This is a genomic window from Olsenella sp. oral taxon 807 (genome assembly GCF_001189515.2).
Taxonomy (GTDB): domain Bacteria; phylum Actinomycetota; class Coriobacteriia; order Coriobacteriales; family Atopobiaceae; genus Olsenella_F.
In genome coordinates this window covers 548,257-566,733 of sequence record NZ_CP012069.2, presented here as the reverse complement: position 1 = coordinate 566,733, position 18,477 = coordinate 548,257, and the positions used below count along the sequence as shown (strand labels likewise).

15 protein-coding genes are annotated in these 18,477 nt (G+C 60.7%); 4 read left to right on the top strand and 11 right to left on the bottom strand.

Translation table 11 applies throughout. The features are described 5' to 3' along the window. Positions 1–17 precede the first annotated feature (17 nt). The 11 genes from ADJ70_RS02425 to ADJ70_RS02375 form a co-directional block, all read right to left on the bottom strand. Positions 18–779: a type 1 glutamine amidotransferase gene (locus ADJ70_RS02425; protein WP_083443754.1), complete on the bottom strand. Its 762-nt coding sequence runs from the start codon at positions 777–779 to the stop codon at positions 18–20. Next, the gene (locus ADJ70_RS02420; RefSeq protein WP_050343178.1) at positions 776–2,152 is read right to left on the bottom strand and encodes a Mur ligase family protein; all 1,377 of its coding nucleotides are present in this window, start codon (positions 2,150–2,152) and stop codon (positions 776–778) included. The genes ADJ70_RS02425 and ADJ70_RS02420 overlap by 4 nt, the downstream gene beginning before the upstream one ends. Before the next feature lie 5 nt (positions 2,153–2,157). Further along, a complete protein-coding gene (locus ADJ70_RS02415; protein WP_083443753.1) occupies positions 2,158–2,772 on the bottom strand; it encodes an Asp23/Gls24 family envelope stress response protein in 615 nt (204 codons plus the stop codon). 59 nt (positions 2,773–2,831) lie between these two features. Beyond that, positions 2,832–3,200: a DUF2273 domain-containing protein gene (locus ADJ70_RS02410; protein ID WP_050343176.1), complete on the bottom strand. Its 369-nt coding sequence runs from the start codon at positions 3,198–3,200 to the stop codon at positions 2,832–2,834. A gap of 2 nt (positions 3,201–3,202) precedes the next feature. Further along, complete coding sequence (amaP, locus tag ADJ70_RS02405) at positions 3,203–4,063, bottom strand: alkaline shock response membrane anchor protein AmaP (RefSeq protein ID WP_050343174.1); 861 nt, start codon at positions 4,061–4,063, stop codon at positions 3,203–3,205. Positions 4,064–4,220: 157 nt separating this feature from the next. Beyond that, complete coding sequence (locus ADJ70_RS02400) at positions 4,221–5,231, bottom strand: J domain-containing protein (protein WP_050343172.1); 1,011 nt, start codon at positions 5,229–5,231, stop codon at positions 4,221–4,223. Between the two features lie 119 nt (positions 5,232–5,350). Continuing rightward, positions 5,351–6,151, bottom strand: a complete 801-nt coding sequence (locus ADJ70_RS02395) for a YebC/PmpR family DNA-binding transcriptional regulator (protein WP_050343170.1) — start codon at positions 6,149–6,151, stop codon at positions 5,351–5,353. A 161-nt stretch (positions 6,152–6,312) separates the two neighbouring features. Then, entirely contained in the window at positions 6,313–8,391 is a 2,079-nt protein-coding gene (locus ADJ70_RS02390) for an NlpC/P60 family protein (protein WP_050343168.1), read from the bottom strand. 316 nt (positions 8,392–8,707) lie between these two features. Beyond that, positions 8,708–9,355, bottom strand: coding sequence for a tyrosine-protein phosphatase (locus ADJ70_RS02385; RefSeq protein WP_050343166.1), 648 nt, complete (start codon positions 9,353–9,355; stop codon positions 8,708–8,710). Positions 9,356–9,370: 15 nt separating this feature from the next. Continuing rightward, complete coding sequence (locus ADJ70_RS02380; protein ID WP_083443751.1) at positions 9,371–10,315, bottom strand: CpsD/CapB family tyrosine-protein kinase; 945 nt, start codon at positions 10,313–10,315, stop codon at positions 9,371–9,373. Positions 10,316–10,320: 5 nt separating this feature from the next. Then, a complete protein-coding gene (locus ADJ70_RS02375) occupies positions 10,321–10,980 on the bottom strand; it encodes a YveK family protein (RefSeq protein WP_050343164.1) in 660 nt (219 codons plus the stop codon). A 194-nt stretch (positions 10,981–11,174) separates the two neighbouring features. On the opposite strand from ADJ70_RS02375, the gene ADJ70_RS02370 reads away from it, so the two are divergent. The 4 genes from ADJ70_RS02370 (at position 11,175) to ADJ70_RS02355 (ending at position 18,468) form a co-directional block, all read left to right on the top strand. Then, positions 11,175–12,827 (top strand): DEAD/DEAH box helicase, encoded by a 1,653-nt coding sequence (locus ADJ70_RS02370; protein ID WP_083443750.1) that lies wholly within the window; start codon positions 11,175–11,177, stop codon positions 12,825–12,827. A gap of 201 nt (positions 12,828–13,028) precedes the next feature. Further along, positions 13,029–14,249, top strand: a complete 1,221-nt coding sequence (locus ADJ70_RS02365) for a hypothetical protein (protein ID WP_050343162.1) — start codon at positions 13,029–13,031, stop codon at positions 14,247–14,249. A gap of 420 nt (positions 14,250–14,669) precedes the next feature. Then, positions 14,670–16,511 (top strand): ABC transporter ATP-binding protein, encoded by a 1,842-nt coding sequence (locus ADJ70_RS02360; RefSeq protein WP_083444076.1) that lies wholly within the window; start codon positions 14,670–14,672, stop codon positions 16,509–16,511. Beyond that, positions 16,504–18,468 carry an ABC transporter ATP-binding protein gene (locus ADJ70_RS02355; RefSeq protein ID WP_083443749.1) on the top strand — a complete coding sequence of 655 codons (1,965 nt, stop codon included), beginning with the start codon at positions 16,504–16,506 and terminating at the stop codon, positions 18,466–18,468. The genes ADJ70_RS02360 and ADJ70_RS02355 overlap by 8 nt, the downstream gene beginning before the upstream one ends. Positions 18,469–18,477: the final 9 nt, after the last annotated feature.

Genomic DNA, 18,477 nt, shown 5'->3' with positions numbered 1-18,477 from the left:
TGGACGTCGCCGGAGGCCTAGCGCTCCGGCACCGTACCCGCCATCATCCTGTCGTACATGACCTTGTTTGCCGCAAGCTCCTCGTCATCATCGAGCGGCTCGAGCTCTCCTTTACCATACCTGCGCTCAAGTGCTCTACCCAAGAGATAATCGGCGACATTCGGATTCTTGGGCAGGAGCGGTCCGTGCACATAGGTACCGACCACATTCTTGTAGAGACAGCCCTCCTTACCCGTCTTCCCGTCGTTGCCAAAGCCGAAGAGCAGCTCGCCCAAAGGCTCGACGCCAGGACCCAGGTGAGTGCGGCCACCATGGTTCTCATAGCCGACGATGGGCGATGCGCTGATGCGACTTCGCACGGCGACGTTACCGATGAGACGCGGCTCGGCCCGGTCACTATGGAGCTCGACGAGCGAGAGCCCTTGGACCTTCTCGTCCCCAAGACGGTAATGGTCGCCTAGGAGCTGGTAGCCACCGCAGACCGCCATGAGCACGCCGCCATCCTTGACGAAGGAGGCAAGTTCCCTGCGCTCGGCTAGGAGCCTTTCACAGGCTATCCGCTGCTCGCGATCGGTTCCACCCCCTATGAAGGCAATATCGACGTCTGCTAGGCTCACTCGCTCGCTCACGCCCAGCTCCCTGATCGTACAACCAAGGCCCCGCCAGGCAAGGCGACTTTTGAGCACAAGCATGTTTCCCGAGTCACCGTAGAGATTCAGGAGCTCGGGATAGAAGTGGGCGATTGTGAGGCTACGGGCGCCTGCGGCCATACCGCTCATCGGGTTTCCCCCAGCCTCTCGAGCTCAGCCTTCGCGGGAAAGAGTGCCGAGTAGTTGGCGAGCACATAGAGGGGGCATTCGACCGGGATGTCACCCAGCCTGCCGACGACCTCAGAGACGCTGTCCGCACAGGCGCAGGACAGGCCAGCATACTTGAAACGAACCTGTACATCATTGGCACGAGTGCCACCCGCGAAGATACGGACGACCTCGTTAGTACGCAGCCGCTCGAAGTCCACGTCCCAGATCCACGAGACGTCCGTCCCGTCGTTGGCGTTGTCGTTCACAAGGACATAGACCACCTTCCTGCGCGTGTCCTTGGCAAGCAAGCTCAGGTTCTGGTTGAGTCCCGTGGGGTTCTTGGCAAGGTTGAGGATCACCTCACGGCCCGAGACCACGAAGTGCTGCAGTCGACCGTTTTGTGGGTGATAGTCATCGAGCGCACCCTGAAAGTCATCCATCGTCGCACCCGCAAGCAGGGAGGCTGCAGCGGCTGCAAGGAGGTTGTAGACCATGTACGTGCCCCCGAAGGAGGCACGCAGCCTGCAGGCGGAGATCCCAGGCACCGGCCCGCCCGCGTACGGGGACGCGATGCGCAGGCAGAAGGAGACACCCTTAAGCCCCACCTCAACCTCACAAGCCGAAACGTCGAGTGCAGGACGCGCGAAGTCACAGCTGGAACAGCGAAAGGCACCGAGCTGGGCATAGCTTCGGTAGTCGTAGGAGAGCTCGGCCCCACACTCCGGACAGAAGCGGGCTTCAGGAACTCGGCCCGCAGGCGCATCGAGTGCCTCGGCGACGCCAAAGGAGAGTACCTTGGTCTTGCTGTCCCTCTCGGCACGGCGCGCTATCGCGACCGAGAGCGGATCGTCGCCATTGACCAGAAGCGTCGTCTGCGGCGACGCGGCAAGCGCCTCGACGATGACATCTTGGACATGGTCGATCTCGCCCGCACGATCAAGCTGGTCGCGAAAGAGGTTCAAAAGCACGAGGTAGCGCGGCCTCAGGCCGGGTAGGATGCGAATGGTCGAGAGCTCGTCGGCCTCGATGACCGCCACGTCCGCAGAGTGTCCGGGTAAAAGCGCCGACACGACGCCCGGCGCCATGTTGGCACCCACCCGGTTGCACAGAACAGATCTGCCGCTCGCCTCGAGGGCGTCGGCGGTGATGTTGGTGGTGGTCGTCTTGCCGTTGGTGCCGCAGATGACGATGGAGCCCCAACGTAGCTTGCGTGCGAGCTCCTCCAGAAGACCGGGGTCGATGGCCAAGGCAATCCTGCCCGGCAGCTGCGAGGCGTTGCGGCGAAGCACGCCCGAGAGCCCCCAGTGCGCCAGGCGCCCCGAGGCGATGGCTACGCTCGACCTAAGACCCATAGGCCCTAGTCCCCCGCCTCGGATGCGCCCGTCTTCCGCGTGCCCTTGTTGCCCTGCGCCTCGGGCAAGGCGTCACGCTGTTTGTCCGGCGCATACTCCTCGGGCGTGAGCACGTCCTCGATCCTCAGGTTGACACCCGCGATGGAGAGTCCCGTCATGCCCGTGACCTCCCTGATAACGGCCTTCTTGACGTCCTCGAAGACCTGCGGGGCATAGGAGCCGTACTTGATGAGGACGCTGATGTTGACCCGCACCGCAGCCTCTGGCGTCACCTCCACCGTGACACCCTTGCGCGCGTCGCTCGCACCGAGCACGTCCTGCACGCGATTGAGCCAACTGCCCTTCATGCCGATGACACCGGGAACGTCACGCATCGCGATGGCAACGATCTTCTCGATGACGCCGTTAGAGAAGGTGAGGGAGTCCTCCGAGTCGAGGTCCTCATCGTCTCCAGCGCCATTGTCCTTGGACATCGCGAGTTCTGCAGCAGGGTCATCCTCAGCTGTGGGCGCCACAAGCCCCCCCTCACCCGGGAGGCCACCTTCGGTGAGCTTGACATCGCCTGCGGCATCCTCACCCTCTGCCGGCTTCACCCCGTGCGCACTGCTTGTGTCAGTCATATACCTCGTCCCCTTTCTGAAGGTGGAGATTCTCGTTTTTGAGATGGCAGGACAGTTCGTTAGCGGTTATCCGAGAAGATACGGCGCACGGCCCTGATGACTTTGGGATTGCCGTCGAAGGCCTGCCCGATTACGACACCGATGCCTACGCATAGGACGACAAAGAGCGCGCGCAAGACGCCTATGGAGAAGACGAGGAGGGCTATGACAAGCCCGCAGATACCTCCGATAGTGGCGTTCTCGTGTCCGGTCACGCGTTCGCGCAGCCAGGCCACGAAGACGCGATGCCGGCTATCGTGTGGCTTTGGAGGTTCAGGAGAGCTCATGGACTCTTCCTTGGTTTCCTCCCCCGTATGGGTAAGCCCTGGCGCCAGCTCGTCACGGATGGGTTCCTCGACGTTCATCTTTGGCCTGCTGCCGTCCGCCATGGCTACTCCTCTTCCCGTACACGAGAACCGCCGCCCGTCCCAGCTGCAGCGTCTCTGTCATCTGGGTCAACCGTTCTGCCGTCGCCATCTCGTGGCTGTCTGGGCATGGGCAGCCTGATCTCTGAGGAGTCGTCGATCGCACGTGGATCTACCCCCTCTTCTCGAGCGGCATTGCTGGGAACATCGACCTCAGCGCCATCGCCCGTTCGGGTCGTCTCGATGACGGCCCCATCCCAAAGAGTCGATGGCGGGGCGATGTCTGCCACCCTATCCTCGACACTCTCCTCTGCGGCACCCTCGACCACACTCGCCCCGCCGGCTTCAATACCATCATCCTCTAAGGGCGAACCATCCGTCCCCGCATCGATGAACTCGACCTGCACCCTGTCGACGTGATCACCACAGACATCCTTGAGACCTACGACAATCCTGTCATGCAGGGTCTTACCTTCGCTCACGACACGTATGGCGTGCAGTGGCTGGACCCTGCACGCGACACGCACGTGCCCATGCCTCTTAGCCCTGACACGCACGCGACGCGCACGAAAATCCCGCCCCTCCTCTATCATGTGCACCACCTGCGCGGCAATCGCATCGCGTGTGATCGTGATGGTGCCACCTCTGACCTTGGCAACGACGATGACCTTGCGATTACGCGTGAACAGGGCTCTGGCGAGACAGATCAAAAGCCCGAACGCCGTAACGCAGATCAAGCACTCGAGTGTCGCGTAGTACCAGTACACACCGAGAAGCGCCCGAGCCTCCTCGGTCCACGGACCCCACCAGGGAAGCGCCAACGCCACCAGGGACAGGAGGCCTGCCAAGCCAAACACCAGCAAGCAGATGCGCTTGAAAACACCCATGTGTCACACCTCCCAACGGCGATGGTGATGCTACGGACTGCCAAAACACCCTACAGCATAGCGCAGACTCGCAGACTGGGGAACGTGCACTCTTGATCTTTGGCAAAGTCTTTGGTAGACCTCGCTGCCAGCGCGAACAGTACCGTTAACACGGCTGCTAGGAAGCGTATCTGTCGCTCGCCCACTGCCCGCAGCGCTTGAGCAAGTTCATGCGCATGGTCACATAGCGCCGCTCCACGATACCGGACAACCAGCGCGAGAGACCCTGCGCGGCGCCCGAGCCAAAAAAACCTATGAGCGCGTCAAGGGTGACAATCGCCCCGAGCGCGAACGAGACGGTCTGTTCGATGGAGCTAGGCAGGTCACTTCCCCTCGTAAATAGCCAAACGGCAAGCGGGAGCTCAAGCACACTGTAGATTTGGTCTCTCAGCAGGCTCGAGAGACTCGATCGGTAGCTGCCCTTTTTGCGCACCTCAATGTGCGTCCGTGTGATGATCGAAACGACGCCGTTGATGAGCTCGCGAAACACTCCCGAGATGTTTCCGGTAATGACCTCATAGAGCAAGAAGTAACTCGGATATACGACGGCGATGAGCACGGGGACGAGGTTCCTCAAAGGGACCTGGGCACCCATGTCGAAATGAACGGCGTTTTCCCCGACGAAAGGAAAGGTCCGCCACCACATGAGGGCGAGAACAGCAATGAAGACGAGCCTCAAAAACACAGGACCCAGAAGAAAGCGACGCAACGTGTGACCGGATGCGTCGGCGGCGGCGTTAGCCTCGTTCTCGGCAGTGGTACTCCTGGGATTGCCGTCCTCGTCCCAGAAGAGCGAGTCATCCACTTGCGTGCGTACGGCGGACCTAGATCGAGCCGCCGGAGCATGATGGACGCCCGCGCTGTGCTTGCCATAGGTCCCTCCGCTGGAGTCGCGACGAAGCGTCTTGACACTTCCGTCATCGAAGAGATGTTTCAGGAGCGCATAGGCCTTGTTAACCTCAGTCATCTTCTGCTGAGCGAACGTCTCGGAGAAGCCGTTCCTGCGAGCGTTATCAGGATGGTATCTCTGGGCACGTCCTTTGAAAGCACGCCTGACGTCGGCCATGCCATAGCGCTCGGGAAGGCCAAGTGCCCTCTCCGCCTCTGAACGCGTCATGTCCTGTCTCATACCTGAGGCCTCTCCCCATGAGGACGGCGACCAAGACGGCCACCGCCGCGTCGAAGGCACACCTGCGCAAACAAGCTATACGATCGCACGCGATAGTGGGCCAGGTCGCCGAGACCGGGCTACTCCTCGTCTGCGAGCTGTTCGGCAACCTCGTCAGAGACACTCATGGTGCTGTAGACGCTTTGGACGTCATCGAGCTCCTCGAGGCGGTCAACCAGACGTTGGACCTTCCTGGCATCGGGAAGCTCGAGCTCGGTCGGCGTCGTCGGGACCATCGTGAGCTCGGAGCCCTTGACCTCTATGCCCTGCGCCTCGAGGGCCTTCTGGACGTCCTGCATCCTGTCGTAGGCAGTGTAGACGATCCACTGCTCGCCATTGTCCTCGTAGTCATCCCCCTCCGCCTCGGCGACGGCCATCATGAACTCATCCTCATCGACCGCGTTGTCCCTGTCGGGGACCTTCTTGTCATCGCTACGGATAACCTTGTCGACGGCGAGGGCACCTTTGCGCATGAACTGGAAGGAGACAGAACCAGAGGTGCCGAGGTTACCACCTGCATGGGTGAAGGCAGAGCGAACGTCGGCAGCCGTACGGTTGAGGTTGTCGGTCAGACACTCGACGTAGAGGGCCACGCCGGCCGGGCCATAGCCCTCATAGGTGACCTCCTTGTAGACGACGGCATCAGCGCCGGTGCCAAAGGCCTTGTCGATGGCCGCTTGGATCTTGGCGTTAGGCATCGAGACCATACGTGCGCGGGCGACAGCTGCGGCAAGCGAGGCGTTGTTGTCCGGGTTGGGGTCCCCTCCGTTGCGGGCGGCAACAGTGATGTTACGCGAATGCTTGGAGAAGAGCGCGGAGCGCTTAGCGTCAATCGCAGCCTTCTTATGCTTAGTGGTAGCCCACTTAGAGTGTCCGGACATACAGATTCTCCTTCTGACAACGGTGTAGCGTAGAGATGATACACAAAGCGGGGCTCTTGGCACAAGGGCACCCGCGCATCTCCAGAAGCGCGGGTGCCACGTGTGGCACACAGCCACCAGTCATCTGCGAAAGGGTACAACCCCAATGGAAAGATCCCGAGCTAGACGAGCGTGATCGGGAAGCCACCACCGACATAACTCTTCTTGAGGACCCGACGATATTTGACGCCGGTGGTGTTGGCATCGATCATCGTACCATCACCAACGTAGATCCCCACGTGGCCGGTATGCAGCCTCTTGCCGATCGGCGAGAAGAACACGAGGTCACCTATCTGTAGGGAACGTATGGCCGTCTTCCAGCCATTACGTTTCAAGACACCATAGACCTGACTGTCCTCTTTGTTGGTCTGGCGCGCATAGTAGGAGTAGTACCCTTGGTTGTGTGAGAGGTTGACCCCAAGCGCATCGTTGAAGACCCACCAGCTGAGGCCTGAGCAGTTGAAGGCCCGTCCAGGATAGTACGCACTGTCATCAGTGGTGTAGTCACAACCAACCTGGCTTCTCGCGGAGGCCAGAAGTCTTTGGCCAACTTGCTCGCGCGTAAGGAGGACGCCGTCATTATCAGCGATCGCAACGGTGTCATCCTTCCAGTCATTGCCAGCGCCGCTGGTGTCAAGACCATAGTAGCGACTGATGACATAGGTACCACGGACCACGTATCCCGTGTCGTAACGTCCGTAGTAGCGTTTGCCTCCCGTCGAGAAGAGACCGTTTCTCACCAGGCTATAGGCACCCTTATCTTCGGTCCAGTAACGCTGGAGCTGTCCGTCTGAGTAGGGCCAGTCCTTGGTGACGACCCAGCCAGAGCCCGCTCGGTGCACGAGCCTACCGTCATCATCGGCAAGGTAGGACCAATCGCCACCTGCGGAGAGGATCCCACGCAGCACGTAGCCCGTATCAGTGCGACCAAGGTAGGACGCCAGCTCGCCGAGGTCATCCTTGGCAGAGAAGACGCCACGGCGCACGAGACTGTATCCCCCCATGTCCTTGGTGTAGTAGCGCTGGAGACGCGCGTCGGAGCGAGGCCAGTCCTTGGTGACGACCCAGCCAGAGCCCGCTCGGTGCACGAGTCCCCCCAGCGAGTCCGCAAGGTACGACCAGCCGTTTCCGGCATCAGCAAGCTCCGTCACCACGGCTCCGTCACGCCGGGCATAAGCGTACCTGCCAGCCCCCCTATCCCTCGATGTCGTAGGATCGACGATCCTACCACTCGCGAGCGCACACGTAGCGTCAACCCAAAGACGCCTGCCGTCAACGCACTCTACCCAGAAACCGGCAATGGAGAAGGGGTCGTGCTTGGCGGCGTACCATGCGGTGCCCTCGTCGCGCCAACCGTTCCCCACGCAGGCCTTGACCTCAGACGTCGAACTCGTGAGCAAGTGGGTGCCCGTTGTCACGTACTTGTTGAACAGCCGGTAGATGGAGACGCCGTTTTTAGGGGCCTCGCCGTAGAACTGAACGTCCTCACCGGTCCAGCCCCTCTTGACCAGTCCGTCATACTCTGACCTCTTGGTGGTGTAGAGGTGGTCGCCAGACCACTTGTTGTAAAGGCGATACACTGAGGTACCTGCGGACGGCGTAACCCAAGAGACGCCCTCCCAGCTCCAGCCAAGCCTCATGAGGCCCTGTGCCTCGTGGAGGTCCCTTGTGTAGAGATGCTCGGTGGTCCACTGGTTGAAGAGTCGATACACATTGGCATAGGTAGTCGGAGCAGTAGACGTGTCATCCGTTGCAGGTTTGGGTTTTGTCGAGGGCAGGGGCTTTGTGGCAGATGAGGGCGCCTGCGTTGATGGGGTCGTGGTCGTGGCGCCAGAGGCAGGCTCAACGCCCGAAGCCGGGCTCGCTGCATGGGTGGCGACCCCCTCACCCACCATTCCGGCGGATGGCTTCGTGTCGGTGTGCTCAGGCTCGTCGGTGGCGGACGTGGCACAGGCCGCCGCGGGCTCGCCTGTTCTCGTGGCGGATGTCACCGGCTTGTCCCTGGCTGCGTCCGTTGCGCGCGCGCCATGTGCCGCAGGCTCGTCCGTACTCGTAGCGGACGTCGCCGCTGAGCCGTCGCTGCCCTCGCCCTTGGCACTTGCCCCAGCAGAGGCAGCACCACCAGAACCGCCGGGACCCTTCCTGCGGACAGGGTCAAGACCAGCGTCGTCAGCCTGACCCGTTGCATCGGCGTGGCCCATAGACGATGCCCGTTCAGTCGCCTGCGCAGTCTTCTCGCCCGTCGCCGTAGCGACACCGTCATGGGCCGAGACGACTCTCTCTTCTGCAGGAGGGACGGTTTCGGCACGAGCCACACATGGAAGGGCGACAATGCCCCCAAGACTCAGTGCCACCGAAAGTCCCAGTCCCACAACCCGTGCGGCAGAAGAAATACGCAAACCTCTTCTACCCTCATGTCCAGCCATCAGAATAACCTCCAGAACCATAGACGCCGATGAGGCAAAAACGCGCCTATCGTAGCACACAAGACTCCCCGCCAAGCGACCGAGCGCCGAATCAGCGCTCCCTTAGCAGGTGACCGTACCTTTTGTGTGCCTTACGAAAGTACCTGTAGTGCTTGGGTACGTGAGCATCGCTGGCCAGATAGCTATAGAGACCAGCCTTCAGCATACGCTTTGCGGGACGCTTCTCGGCACCGAGTCTACCTCCCGCTATGAAGTCCGTCGATGCCTGCAGCTCGCACCCCATGCGAACGAGGTCCTCGGCAAGCGTGATGTCCCTTTGAATGGCGATATAGCGCTCGGGATGAGCGATGATAACCTGGTAGCCCATACCCTGCAGCTCGAAGATCGTACGCTCGTAATCACCAAAGCCGCTGGGACTCGCACCAACGGAGAGCTCCAGCAAGAGATCCTGACTCCCATCGGTGTGCAGGGCCTCTGCCCAGTCGAGTCCCAACTCCATGAGTTTTCGATAATTGACCTCAAAACCCATGGTCAGGGGAAAACCCTCAGCAGCCTCTTCGAGTTCGTAAAAGGCATTCCACATGGCCTCGAAGTCAAAGTACGGATCGCGACAGTGCGGCGTGCAGGTAATGGACGTAATGCCGACGGCCTTCGCCGCCCTGAGCATTGCGAGGGAGTCCTCGAGGGTAGATGCCCCATCGTCCACACCGGGAAGGATGTGGCAATGAATGTCACGCACCGAGGGCCATCCTCCTCATGCGTCAAGGACGCGGGCATGACGCGAGGGCGGATCGACCTGAGGAGCCTTTGGTTGCTCGACGCGGGCGTGGCGACTTACATCGGCCTCCGTCCCAGCGCCAGGGGCAAGACGATGAAATACCTCCGACTCTGTCGGAGCGCTCCTTGGGCGATCCGGGCGCGACGGAACTGCCGCAGACGCAGAGGACGCGGCAACCGCAGAGCCTGACGCTTGATCGGTGCCAACTCTAGAGCTTGACATCAGCGACGGCGCCATCCGATCCATGTGACCACTTTTGTAGTAATCATAGTAGTGCTCGGAGCTGCGATGCTCGCAGTGGTTCATGACCACGCCCGCAAGGTTGCAGTTGGAGTGCCTCAGCTGCTCCGCAGCCTCCAAAAGCTCGCTGCGACTGACGTAATTCTCCCTCACCACCATGAACACCGCATCTATTTGCGCACCAAGGACGGCAGCGTCGACGAAGGCCCCAACGGGAGGCGTGTCGAAGATGACGTAGTCATAGGTATTGTGCATGAGATTAAGCAACCTGCCAAAGTGCCTAGAGCCGATGATGTCCGACGGATTCGGTATATGGGGCTCAGCATCCAGAAAGTGCAAGTTGGGGGTCTGCGTACGCACGGCCGCCTGTCCGAGTTCCTTTTGACCACTTAGGACCGTGTAGAGACCGTACTGTGCGTGAACGCCCAGCGCATTGGCCACACTGCGACGACGCATGTCACACTCCACGATGAGCACGGTCTTGTTTGACGTCGCGATGGCACTTGCGAGGTTGCACGAGATGAAGGTCTTACCCTCGTTGGGAACGCTCGAGGTGAGCGCGATGGTGCGAATGGGGTTATCGACGCTCATGAAGCGAATGTTTGCGAGGAGCGTCTTTGCGGCGTTGACAACGGACTGGGCAACTTCGCTCGGATCCTTTTTAGAGCTAAATAGTGCCATATCTACTACATCCTCTCTAGGGAAGGGAAGTGGCCGATAACGGGCACGCCGAGCAGCTTCTCGACATCGACCGAGTCCTTGACGCGGGTGTCCATTGCGTCTCCAAGGGAAACGATCATGATTGCCAGCAAGAGACCACCCACCAAACCGACAAGGGTGTAGAGAATCCTATTGGGACCAGAGGGTTCCTCGGGGGCAACAGCCGAATCGATGACGTTCACGGACTCGACGCCCATGACATCCTGCGCCACCAGTGAGACGTCGCGCACAAAGGCGTTCGCCACAGCGGCGGAGCCACTCGGGTCCGTGCCCGTAACGGAGAGCGTAATGACGCGAGTCGTGGTCGAACTGGTCACGTTGAGCTTGTAGTCTGCGAGTGACTCGAGTCCAAGCTGGGAGGCCACGTCCTTCTTGACGCGATCGGACTTGACGATGGCGGCGACGTCATTGGTGAGCATCTGCCCCGCACTGAGGTCTGACTGTGTCGCCACGTTGCTTGCGGTGTCACCGTTCGACTTCGACAGCACGTACATAGTAGTGGTGGCCGTGTATTTATTGGGTAGGAAGTAGCACACGACCGCAGTCACAGCGGTGCATGCAATCGACACCGCGATGACAAATCCCAGATGCTTGCGTAAGAGCCCAAAAAGCTCGAACAGCGTCATATATCCTCCAGAAGCGTTAGTGACGGCGGAGCGCACGACACGTATACTGTCAGCAGTGGTTAGATTACCATGTAAACACTCTCGCAGATACCGTCGTAAAGGATCGAAATTCATTTGAGGCACACAGCCTACGTGTCCTCTCCACGGATGCATGGCTCACACTGGCGTATTGGTAGTGGTGAATTGGAGCACACATGGCAGAGTCATATCATTCTCACAAGACGAGCGACGCCGACACAGACACGCGAGGTGCGAGCGCAGACTCCGAGCTTCCTGATGATCCGACGGGTTTTGGTCGGCTTGGACTAGGCCCTGCAACGCTCGCTGCGGTGAGAGACATGGGCTATGGGACGCCAACCCCCATCCAAGCGTGGTCCATCCCCCTCATCTTGGCAGGCCGAGACGTCATGGCATCCGCACAGACGGGCACAGGAAAGACTGCGGCCTTCCTTTTGCCGGCACTCGACCGTCTGGGACACGACCGCACAGGGCGAGGTCCCTCGATGCTCGTGGTAACCCCTACCCGCGAGCTCGCCCAGCAAATCGATGACGCCGCGCAGGACATCTGTGCCTACACACATCACAGCACCGTGGTGCTCGTGGGCGGCGTGAGCTACGAGGGGCAGCGCGAGGCCCTCAATCGAGGTTGCGACCTTCTCGTCGCGACGCCCGGGCGCCTCCTCGACCTCATGGCCCAGGGCGAGGCGAGCCTCGACCACGTGCAGGTGCTCGTGCTCGATGAGGCAGATCGCATGCTAGACATGGGCTTTCTCCCTGACGTGAGGAGGATTGTCGCAGCCACGCCCGAAAGCCGCCAGACACTGCTCTTCTCGGCGACACTCAGCAGGGACGTACTTACAGACACCCGCTCGCTCGTGCACGATCCTGCGCTCGTTGAGATCGCGCCCAGAGGAACTGCGGCCGAGGCAGTCGAGCAGTACGCCGTAGCCATCACCCCCAAGGCTAAGAGCAGGGCCCTCGTCGAACTGCTGAACCATGAGGGCGCCGAGCGTGTCATCGTGTTCTGTCGAGGCAAGCACCGTGCCGATGGCATCTGCCGACGCTTGCGAAAGGCAGGGTTCTCATGTGCTCCCATCCATGGAAACCGCAGCCAAAACCAGCGCGAGCGAGCACTCCTCGGCTTTCGCACCGGTGAGATCGACATACTCGTGGCAACCGACGTGCTATCACGAGGCATCGACATTCCCGAGGTCGCCTACGTCGTGAACTTCGACGTCCCTGGCGATGCCGAGGACTACATCCACCGCATCGGACGCACGGGACGCGCGGGCCAGACGGGCTGGGCCCTCACGTTTGTGACGGAAGAGGACTACCTCGATCTTCGGGACGCCGAGGCACTCATGGGCCGCGTGATACCCGAGTTTCCACGCATCGAGGAACTCGACGCGGGCCCAGAGTGGGAGCGAAACTTCATGGACCCAAGGCGCGACCCCCATGAGAGGCTCCCCGGCAAGAAGGCGCGCAAGAGGATGGCCGAGAAACGCGAGGCAACACGCAGGGCAAGCGACAGCGGTGCCAAGGCCCAAGGACCCAAGCCGTCAGAAGGGCACACGAGTGCCTCCCCCACACCCGCTGACGATAGGCAGACTGTAGCGGCGGACGCAGCCTGGGAACGTGACGAGCCAACTCGCAAGAAGTCCAAGGGAAAGAAGAAGGGACGTGGCAGGGACCGCAGAAAGGCCGCCACAAAAGGCGGAGGGGCCCGTCTTGGCGCGTCGGACAACGAGTACGGTCCCGGCAACAAGCCAACGTCGATTCCTGCGCCGCGCGGCAGACGTCGCCCTGGTGACCGGGGAGGGCACCTGAGCACTCGAGACAGTGATTGACCTACCAGCACTGAGCCGCCCGTGGCCTGGCCGCGTCGCGGTGGCGGGATAGCGCGCGTCCGCTTGCTTATGAGGATGCCAACGAGCCCGCCCACCACACGCAAGGCGACGCCCGATCGGCTATCATGCTAGGCGATATGACCCGAACTGAGGGAGGCGTGGCTCCCAAAAGCTAAAAGGCAGGCGATGAGAGGGGTATACATGAGCAAGCTTCAGGGTACGGGCAAGACGAGACTGGCCATGGCCCTCGTTGCGGTGGTGGTGATCCTGGCGGTGGGGGTCTACCTCAACAGCATGCAGAAGCCCTCAGAATCCCGCCAGGCGAAGACGAGCGATGCCGATGCAGCGAACCCCAACACGCCTGAGAAGAATCCTGCCAAGTCCGCCGATAGCAACATCGAGCTCGTCGCCTCCTACAAGGCTGACGTCTCAGGGAACAATGCCTGGTGTGCACCCCTGCAGATCTGCTGGGACCAGATGCGTAACACCACCAACGCGGGACAGGCCCTCGAGCCGACCGCAGACGCTCCGGCAGAGGGACGCTCGCTTGCCGACGCGCTCAACGCGGGCACCTTCGAGACAACAAAGCTCTCGGACGCGCTCTGGTACAGCTATGCGGGCCCCATGAACGCTGAGGCGCGCAGGCAGATAGAGGAGGCCATCGCACAGAAGTTCAACCAGAAGAGCGACATCCTCGACAAGCTCAACTGGCAATCCACAAACGAGAACATGCTGCTCTTCTATGCAATGCTGTACCATACGTTCAGTTTCGAGCACCCCTTTGCCCTCTCCCCCGAGAAGGGCGGATTTGGAGAGGACCCTGAGGCCAACGTCAGCTACTTTGGGACGGAAGATGCCCCGGATGACCAGCGACGGGACCTGCTCGCCCAGGTGACGCCTCTCTACTACTCGAGCTCTGATGACTGCGCCTGTACGGTCAAGACCAAGGAGGGTGACCTGCTCGTGCTTGTCAAGAAGCCCAAAGGGTCGAGTTTCTCTGAGATGTGGACCAACGCGATGGCAGCCGCACAGACAGGGGACCACAGGCCACTGAGCAACAAGGAAGATTTCAGTTGCCCCAAACTTGATGTAGATATCCTCACGACCTACAGGGCGCTCGAGGGACTGACCTTCGACGTCACCGACGGCAGGAAACTCAAGATTGCACAGGCCATGCAAACGCTCAAGATGACGCTCGACAACGAGGGTGGCAGCGTAAAGAGCGAGGCCGCCATCACCGCCGAGCTGACATCCCTAGACCCGCAAGGACTGCGAACCTTCCGCTTCGATGATAGCTTCGCGCTCTTCCTAGTTGATGGCAAAGCCACGGGCAACGTAACAGGCGACGGCAGCTTGAGCTCGGACGCCCAACCCTACCTTGCGCTTCTCGTCAACGATGCCAAGCTCTGGCAGAAGGACTAGGGAGTCGTCAGCGCCATCCAGGACAAACAGGAGGCGTGAAGGCAGCGAGGTAGCGTAGCATAATGTCCCAAAACGGCTTGACAGCGTGGCGTCTGGTTCGTAGCATCAGTGAGCTATAGCTGTAATTGTGTCTGCATGAGGACGGATGGTGGCGTGCCGCTGGGGCGGAGGTCCAGACACGGCTGCAATCGTGTCGGGCTGGTGCCCTCTGGGCATACGAATCCCAACTATCCGAATGAGGTAAGGCACAAGCAATCCGTGAGCCTTCTCGAGCGCAGCGCTCAAGACCTGAGGAGACGAGGCGGATGCGCAAAGGGAGGAGCACGGGTGAGCAGGAAGAGGTCAGAGTCGGCACGCGACGCCAGCACAGGTGCGGGAACGAAGGCCGACGGCTCTGGAGAAAGGCTCAGCTACGGCCAGATCGCCACGACGCTCGGCAAGAGCATCCGTGAGTTCAAGAGAGACTCGCTGCTTGCGCCCGTGCTCGTCATCGGCGAGGTGGTCATCGAATGCATCATCCCCTTCATCACGGCACAGCTCATCGACAAGCTCCAACGTGGTGCCGGCATGGACGAGGTCGGTCTCTACAGCCTCATCCTGATCGCACTCGCCATAGTATCGCTCGCCTGCGGCGCGGGCGCAGGCGTGGCCTGCTCCATTGCGGCGACGGGCTTCGCGCGCAACCTTCGTCACGACATCTTTGCTGCGGTTCAACGCTTCTCGTTCTCGAACATCGACCGCTTCTCCACAAGCTCGCTCGTGACACGCCTCACCACCGACACAAACAACGTGCAGCTCTCGTACATGATGATCATCCGCACGGCCATTCGCGCCCCGCTCATGATCATCTTCTCCATCGTCATGGCCTTCATCACAGGAGGCCTGATGGCCATCGTATACGTGATCGTGTCTGTTGCCTTAGGTGCCGCCATCTTTGGTATCGCCATCAAGGTCATGCCTATGTTTCGACGCATCTTTCGCAAGTATGACCGGCTCAATGATTCTGTCGAGGAGAACGTCTCTGGCATCCGTGTCGTGAAGTCATTTGCTCGCGAGAACTACGAGAAGGAGAAGTTCGAGGAAGCCTCGGGCTCCCTCTACCATGACTTCGTGCACGTAGAGCGCATCCTCGCGCTCATTCTGCCCTTGATGACCCTCTCCATCGACGTCATCTACACCTCCGTCATCTTCTTTGGCTCCCAGGCCATCGTCACCACGCGCGGTCTCGCCATGAACGTAGGCCAGATGTCGGCCCTGATCACCTATGGTGTCTCGATGCTCATGAGCCTTATGATGTTCTCGATGATATTCGTCATGGTCACCATGTCTGAGGAGAGCGCCCGGCGCATCTGTGAGGTGCTGCTGGAGGTCCCCGACCTCAAGAACCCACGCAACCCACGCTACACCGTCATCGATGGTTCCATCGACTTTGACCACGTGAGCTTCGAGTACTCCGAGAAGGCCGAGCGCATGGCGCTCAAGGACATCGACCTGCACATACGGAGCGGCGAGGTCATCGGCATCATCGGCGGCACGGGTTCCTCCAAGTCAACGCTCATCCAGCTCATCAGCCGCCTCTACGACGTAACCGAGGGCACCGTGAGAGTCGGTGGCTATGACGTACGCGGGTACGACCTCGACACCCTGCGCAACCAGGTTTCCGTCGTCCTGCAGCGAAACGTCCTCTTCTCGGGCACCATCAAGGAGAACCTGCGCTGGGGCAACGCCGATGCGAGCGACGAGGAGCTCATCGAGGCCTGCAAGCTTGCCCAGGCCGATGAGTTCATCCAGCGCATGCCCAACGGGTACGACACCTACATCGAGCAGGGAGGCACCAACGTCTCGGGCGGTCAGAAGCAACGGCTCTGCATCGCCCGGGCCCTGCTCAGGAGACCTAAGGTGCTCATCCTCGATGACTCCACGAGTGCCGTCGACACCAAGACCGACAAGCTCATCCGCGCAAGCTTCAAAAGTTTCATACCCCAGACCACCAAGATCATCATCGCCCAGCGCACGAGTTCGGTGGAGGACGCGGATCGTATCGTGGTCATGGACGGCGGCAAGATATGTGCCATCGGCACACACGAGGAGCTCCTGCGCGACAGCGACATCTACCGTGAGACCTACACCACGCAAAACAAGCAGTCGCACGACATGAGGATGGGTGCGCTGGATGATAAAGAAACGTCCGTGACGGCTACGAGCGAGGAGGGCCCGACCAACGCGCCCGTTACGGGAAGGGAGGATGAGGCCGATGAGTAGCGATGACAAGACCAAGGTGGCCCGAAGCTCCGATGAGCCTGGCGAGACCACGCCCGACGAGAGACGGGGTCCCCAAGACCCCATGGGAGTGCTCGGCCAGACCATCAGACTGGTCTTCTCCTACTACCCCGTGCATTTTGTCATCATAGTGGCGTGCATCCTCGCGGACGCCATCCTGACCTCACTGCCCTCCGTGTTCATGCAGCAGGCACTACGCATCGTCAACGAGCATTGGCAGACTGGCGACTGGGACGCGGCGGCGCAGCAGATTATGCCCATCGTGTCGACGCTCATCTGCGTCTATGCGGTCGCCATCGCCGCGCAAGTCGTCCAAGGTCAGGTAGCGGCCGTCGTGACGCAGGGCACCCTCATGAAGGTTCGCAACCAAATGTTCGACCACATGGAGGACCTGCCCATTCGCTACTTTGACACCACCAAGCACGGTGACATCATGTCACACTACACCAACGACGTCGACACGCTGCGCCAGCTCATCAGCCAGGCCCTGCCCAACCTACTCTCTATGTTCCTGCAAATGGTTGCGACGCTCTTCATCATGCTGTGGTATTCTCTGCCCCTCGCGATGGTCGTACTCCTCATAGTCTTCCTCATGGGCTGGCTCGTGCGCGTCATGGGCGGCAGATCCGCCCGCTTCTTCCTCGACCAGCAGGTCAAACTTGCCGGCACAGAGGGCTTTGCCGAGGAGTGCATGAATGGCCAGAAGGTCGTCAAGGTCTTCACCCACGAACGCGAGATGCAGGCAGGCTTCGATGCGGTGAACGAGGAGCTCTTCCAGGCCTCGAAGAGCGCCAACATCTATGGCAACACCCTCGGGCCCATCCTCATGAACCTCGGCAACCTCGCCTACGTGCTGGTGGCCCTTGCGGGCGGCACCTTCCTCACCCTCGGTGTTCCCAACCTCGGCTTTGGCGGCATGGCCCTCTCCATCGACATCGTGGTACCCTTCCTCAACCTCACGAAGCGCTTCGCCGGATCGATCGGCCAGGTGTCGCAGCAGATCAATTTCGTGGTCATGGGTCTGGCAGGCGCCGAGCGCATCTTTGCGCTCATGGGTGAGGAAGGCGAGGCCGACGGCGGCTACGTAACTCTCGTGCGCACCAAGAGGGATGACAACGGCAAGCTCGTCGAGACCGACGAGCGCACCGACTCCTGGGCCTGGAAGCATCCCCATCGCGACAAGGGAGCCACCAGCTACGTGCCGCTTCAGGGCGAGGTCGTCCTCACGCAGGTCAGCTTTGGCTACAACCCCGACCATGTGGTGCTGCATGACCTGTCCCTCTATGCCCTGCCAGGTCAGAAGGTCGCCTTCGTCGGTGCCACTGGTGCAGGCAAGACCACGATCACAAACCTCATCAACCGCTTCTACGATATTGATGACGGTAAGATCCGCTACGATGGCATCAACATCAACAAGATCAGGAAGGCGGACCTGCGTCATTCGCTTGGTGTCGTGCTCCAGGACGTCAACCTCTTTACGGGCAGCGTCATGGACAACATCCGCTACGGTCGTCTGGACGCCACCGACGAGGAGTGCATCGCCGCCGCGCGCCTTGCGGGGGCGGATAACTTCATCGAGCGCCTGCCCGAGGGCTACGCGACCCGACTCACCGACAACGGTAGCCAGCTCTCGCAGGGCCAGCGTCAGCTCATCTCAATTGCCCGAGCGGCCGTGGCCGACCCGCCCGTCATGATCCTGGACGAGGCCACGAGCTCCATCGACACGCGTACCGAGCAGATCGTGCAGCGCGGCATGGATGCCCTGATGAAGGGGCGCACCACCTTCGTGATCGCGCACCGCCTCTCGACCGTGCGCAACTCAGACGTGATCATCGTGCTCGATCACGGTCGCATCATCGAACGTGGCACGCACGATGACCTCATTACGCAGAAGGGCACCTACTACCAGCTCTACACGGGCGCCTTCGAGCTGGAGTAGCGCAAGGGC

Coding starts and splice junctions, on each gene's coding strand:
- ADJ70_RS02425 (WP_083443754.1), bottom strand. CDS start 779: ATGAGCGGTATGGCCGCAGGCGCCCGTAGCCTCACAATCGCCCACTTC.
- ADJ70_RS02420 (WP_050343178.1), bottom strand. CDS start 2,152: ATGGGTCTTAGGTCGAGCGTAGCCATCGCCTCGGGGCGCCTGGCGCAC.
- ADJ70_RS02415 (WP_083443753.1), bottom strand. CDS start 2,772: ATGACTGACACAAGCAGTGCGCACGGGGTGAAGCCGGCAGAGGGTGAG.
- ADJ70_RS02410 (WP_050343176.1), bottom strand. CDS start 3,200: ATGGCGGACGGCAGCAGGCCAAAGATGAACGTCGAGGAACCCATCCGT.
- amaP (WP_050343174.1), bottom strand. CDS start 4,063: ATGGGTGTTTTCAAGCGCATCTGCTTGCTGGTGTTTGGCTTGGCAGGC.
- ADJ70_RS02400 (WP_050343172.1), bottom strand. CDS start 5,231: ATGAGACAGGACATGACGCGTTCAGAGGCGGAGAGGGCACTTGGCCTT.
- ADJ70_RS02395 (WP_050343170.1), bottom strand. CDS start 6,151: ATGTCCGGACACTCTAAGTGGGCTACCACTAAGCATAAGAAGGCTGCG.
- ADJ70_RS02390 (WP_050343168.1), bottom strand. CDS start 8,391: ATGGGCCACGCCGATGCAACGGGTCAGGCTGACGACGCTGGTCTTGAC.
- ADJ70_RS02380 (WP_083443751.1), bottom strand. CDS start 10,315: ATGGCACTATTTAGCTCTAAAAAGGATCCGAGCGAAGTTGCCCAGTCC.
- ADJ70_RS02375 (WP_050343164.1), bottom strand. CDS start 10,980: ATGACGCTGTTCGAGCTTTTTGGGCTCTTACGCAAGCATCTGGGATTT.
- ADJ70_RS02370 (WP_083443750.1), top strand. CDS start 11,175: ATGGCAGAGTCATATCATTCTCACAAGACGAGCGACGCCGACACAGAC.
- ADJ70_RS02365 (WP_050343162.1), top strand. CDS start 13,029: ATGAGCAAGCTTCAGGGTACGGGCAAGACGAGACTGGCCATGGCCCTC.
- ADJ70_RS02355 (WP_083443749.1), top strand. CDS start 16,504: ATGAGTAGCGATGACAAGACCAAGGTGGCCCGAAGCTCCGATGAGCCT.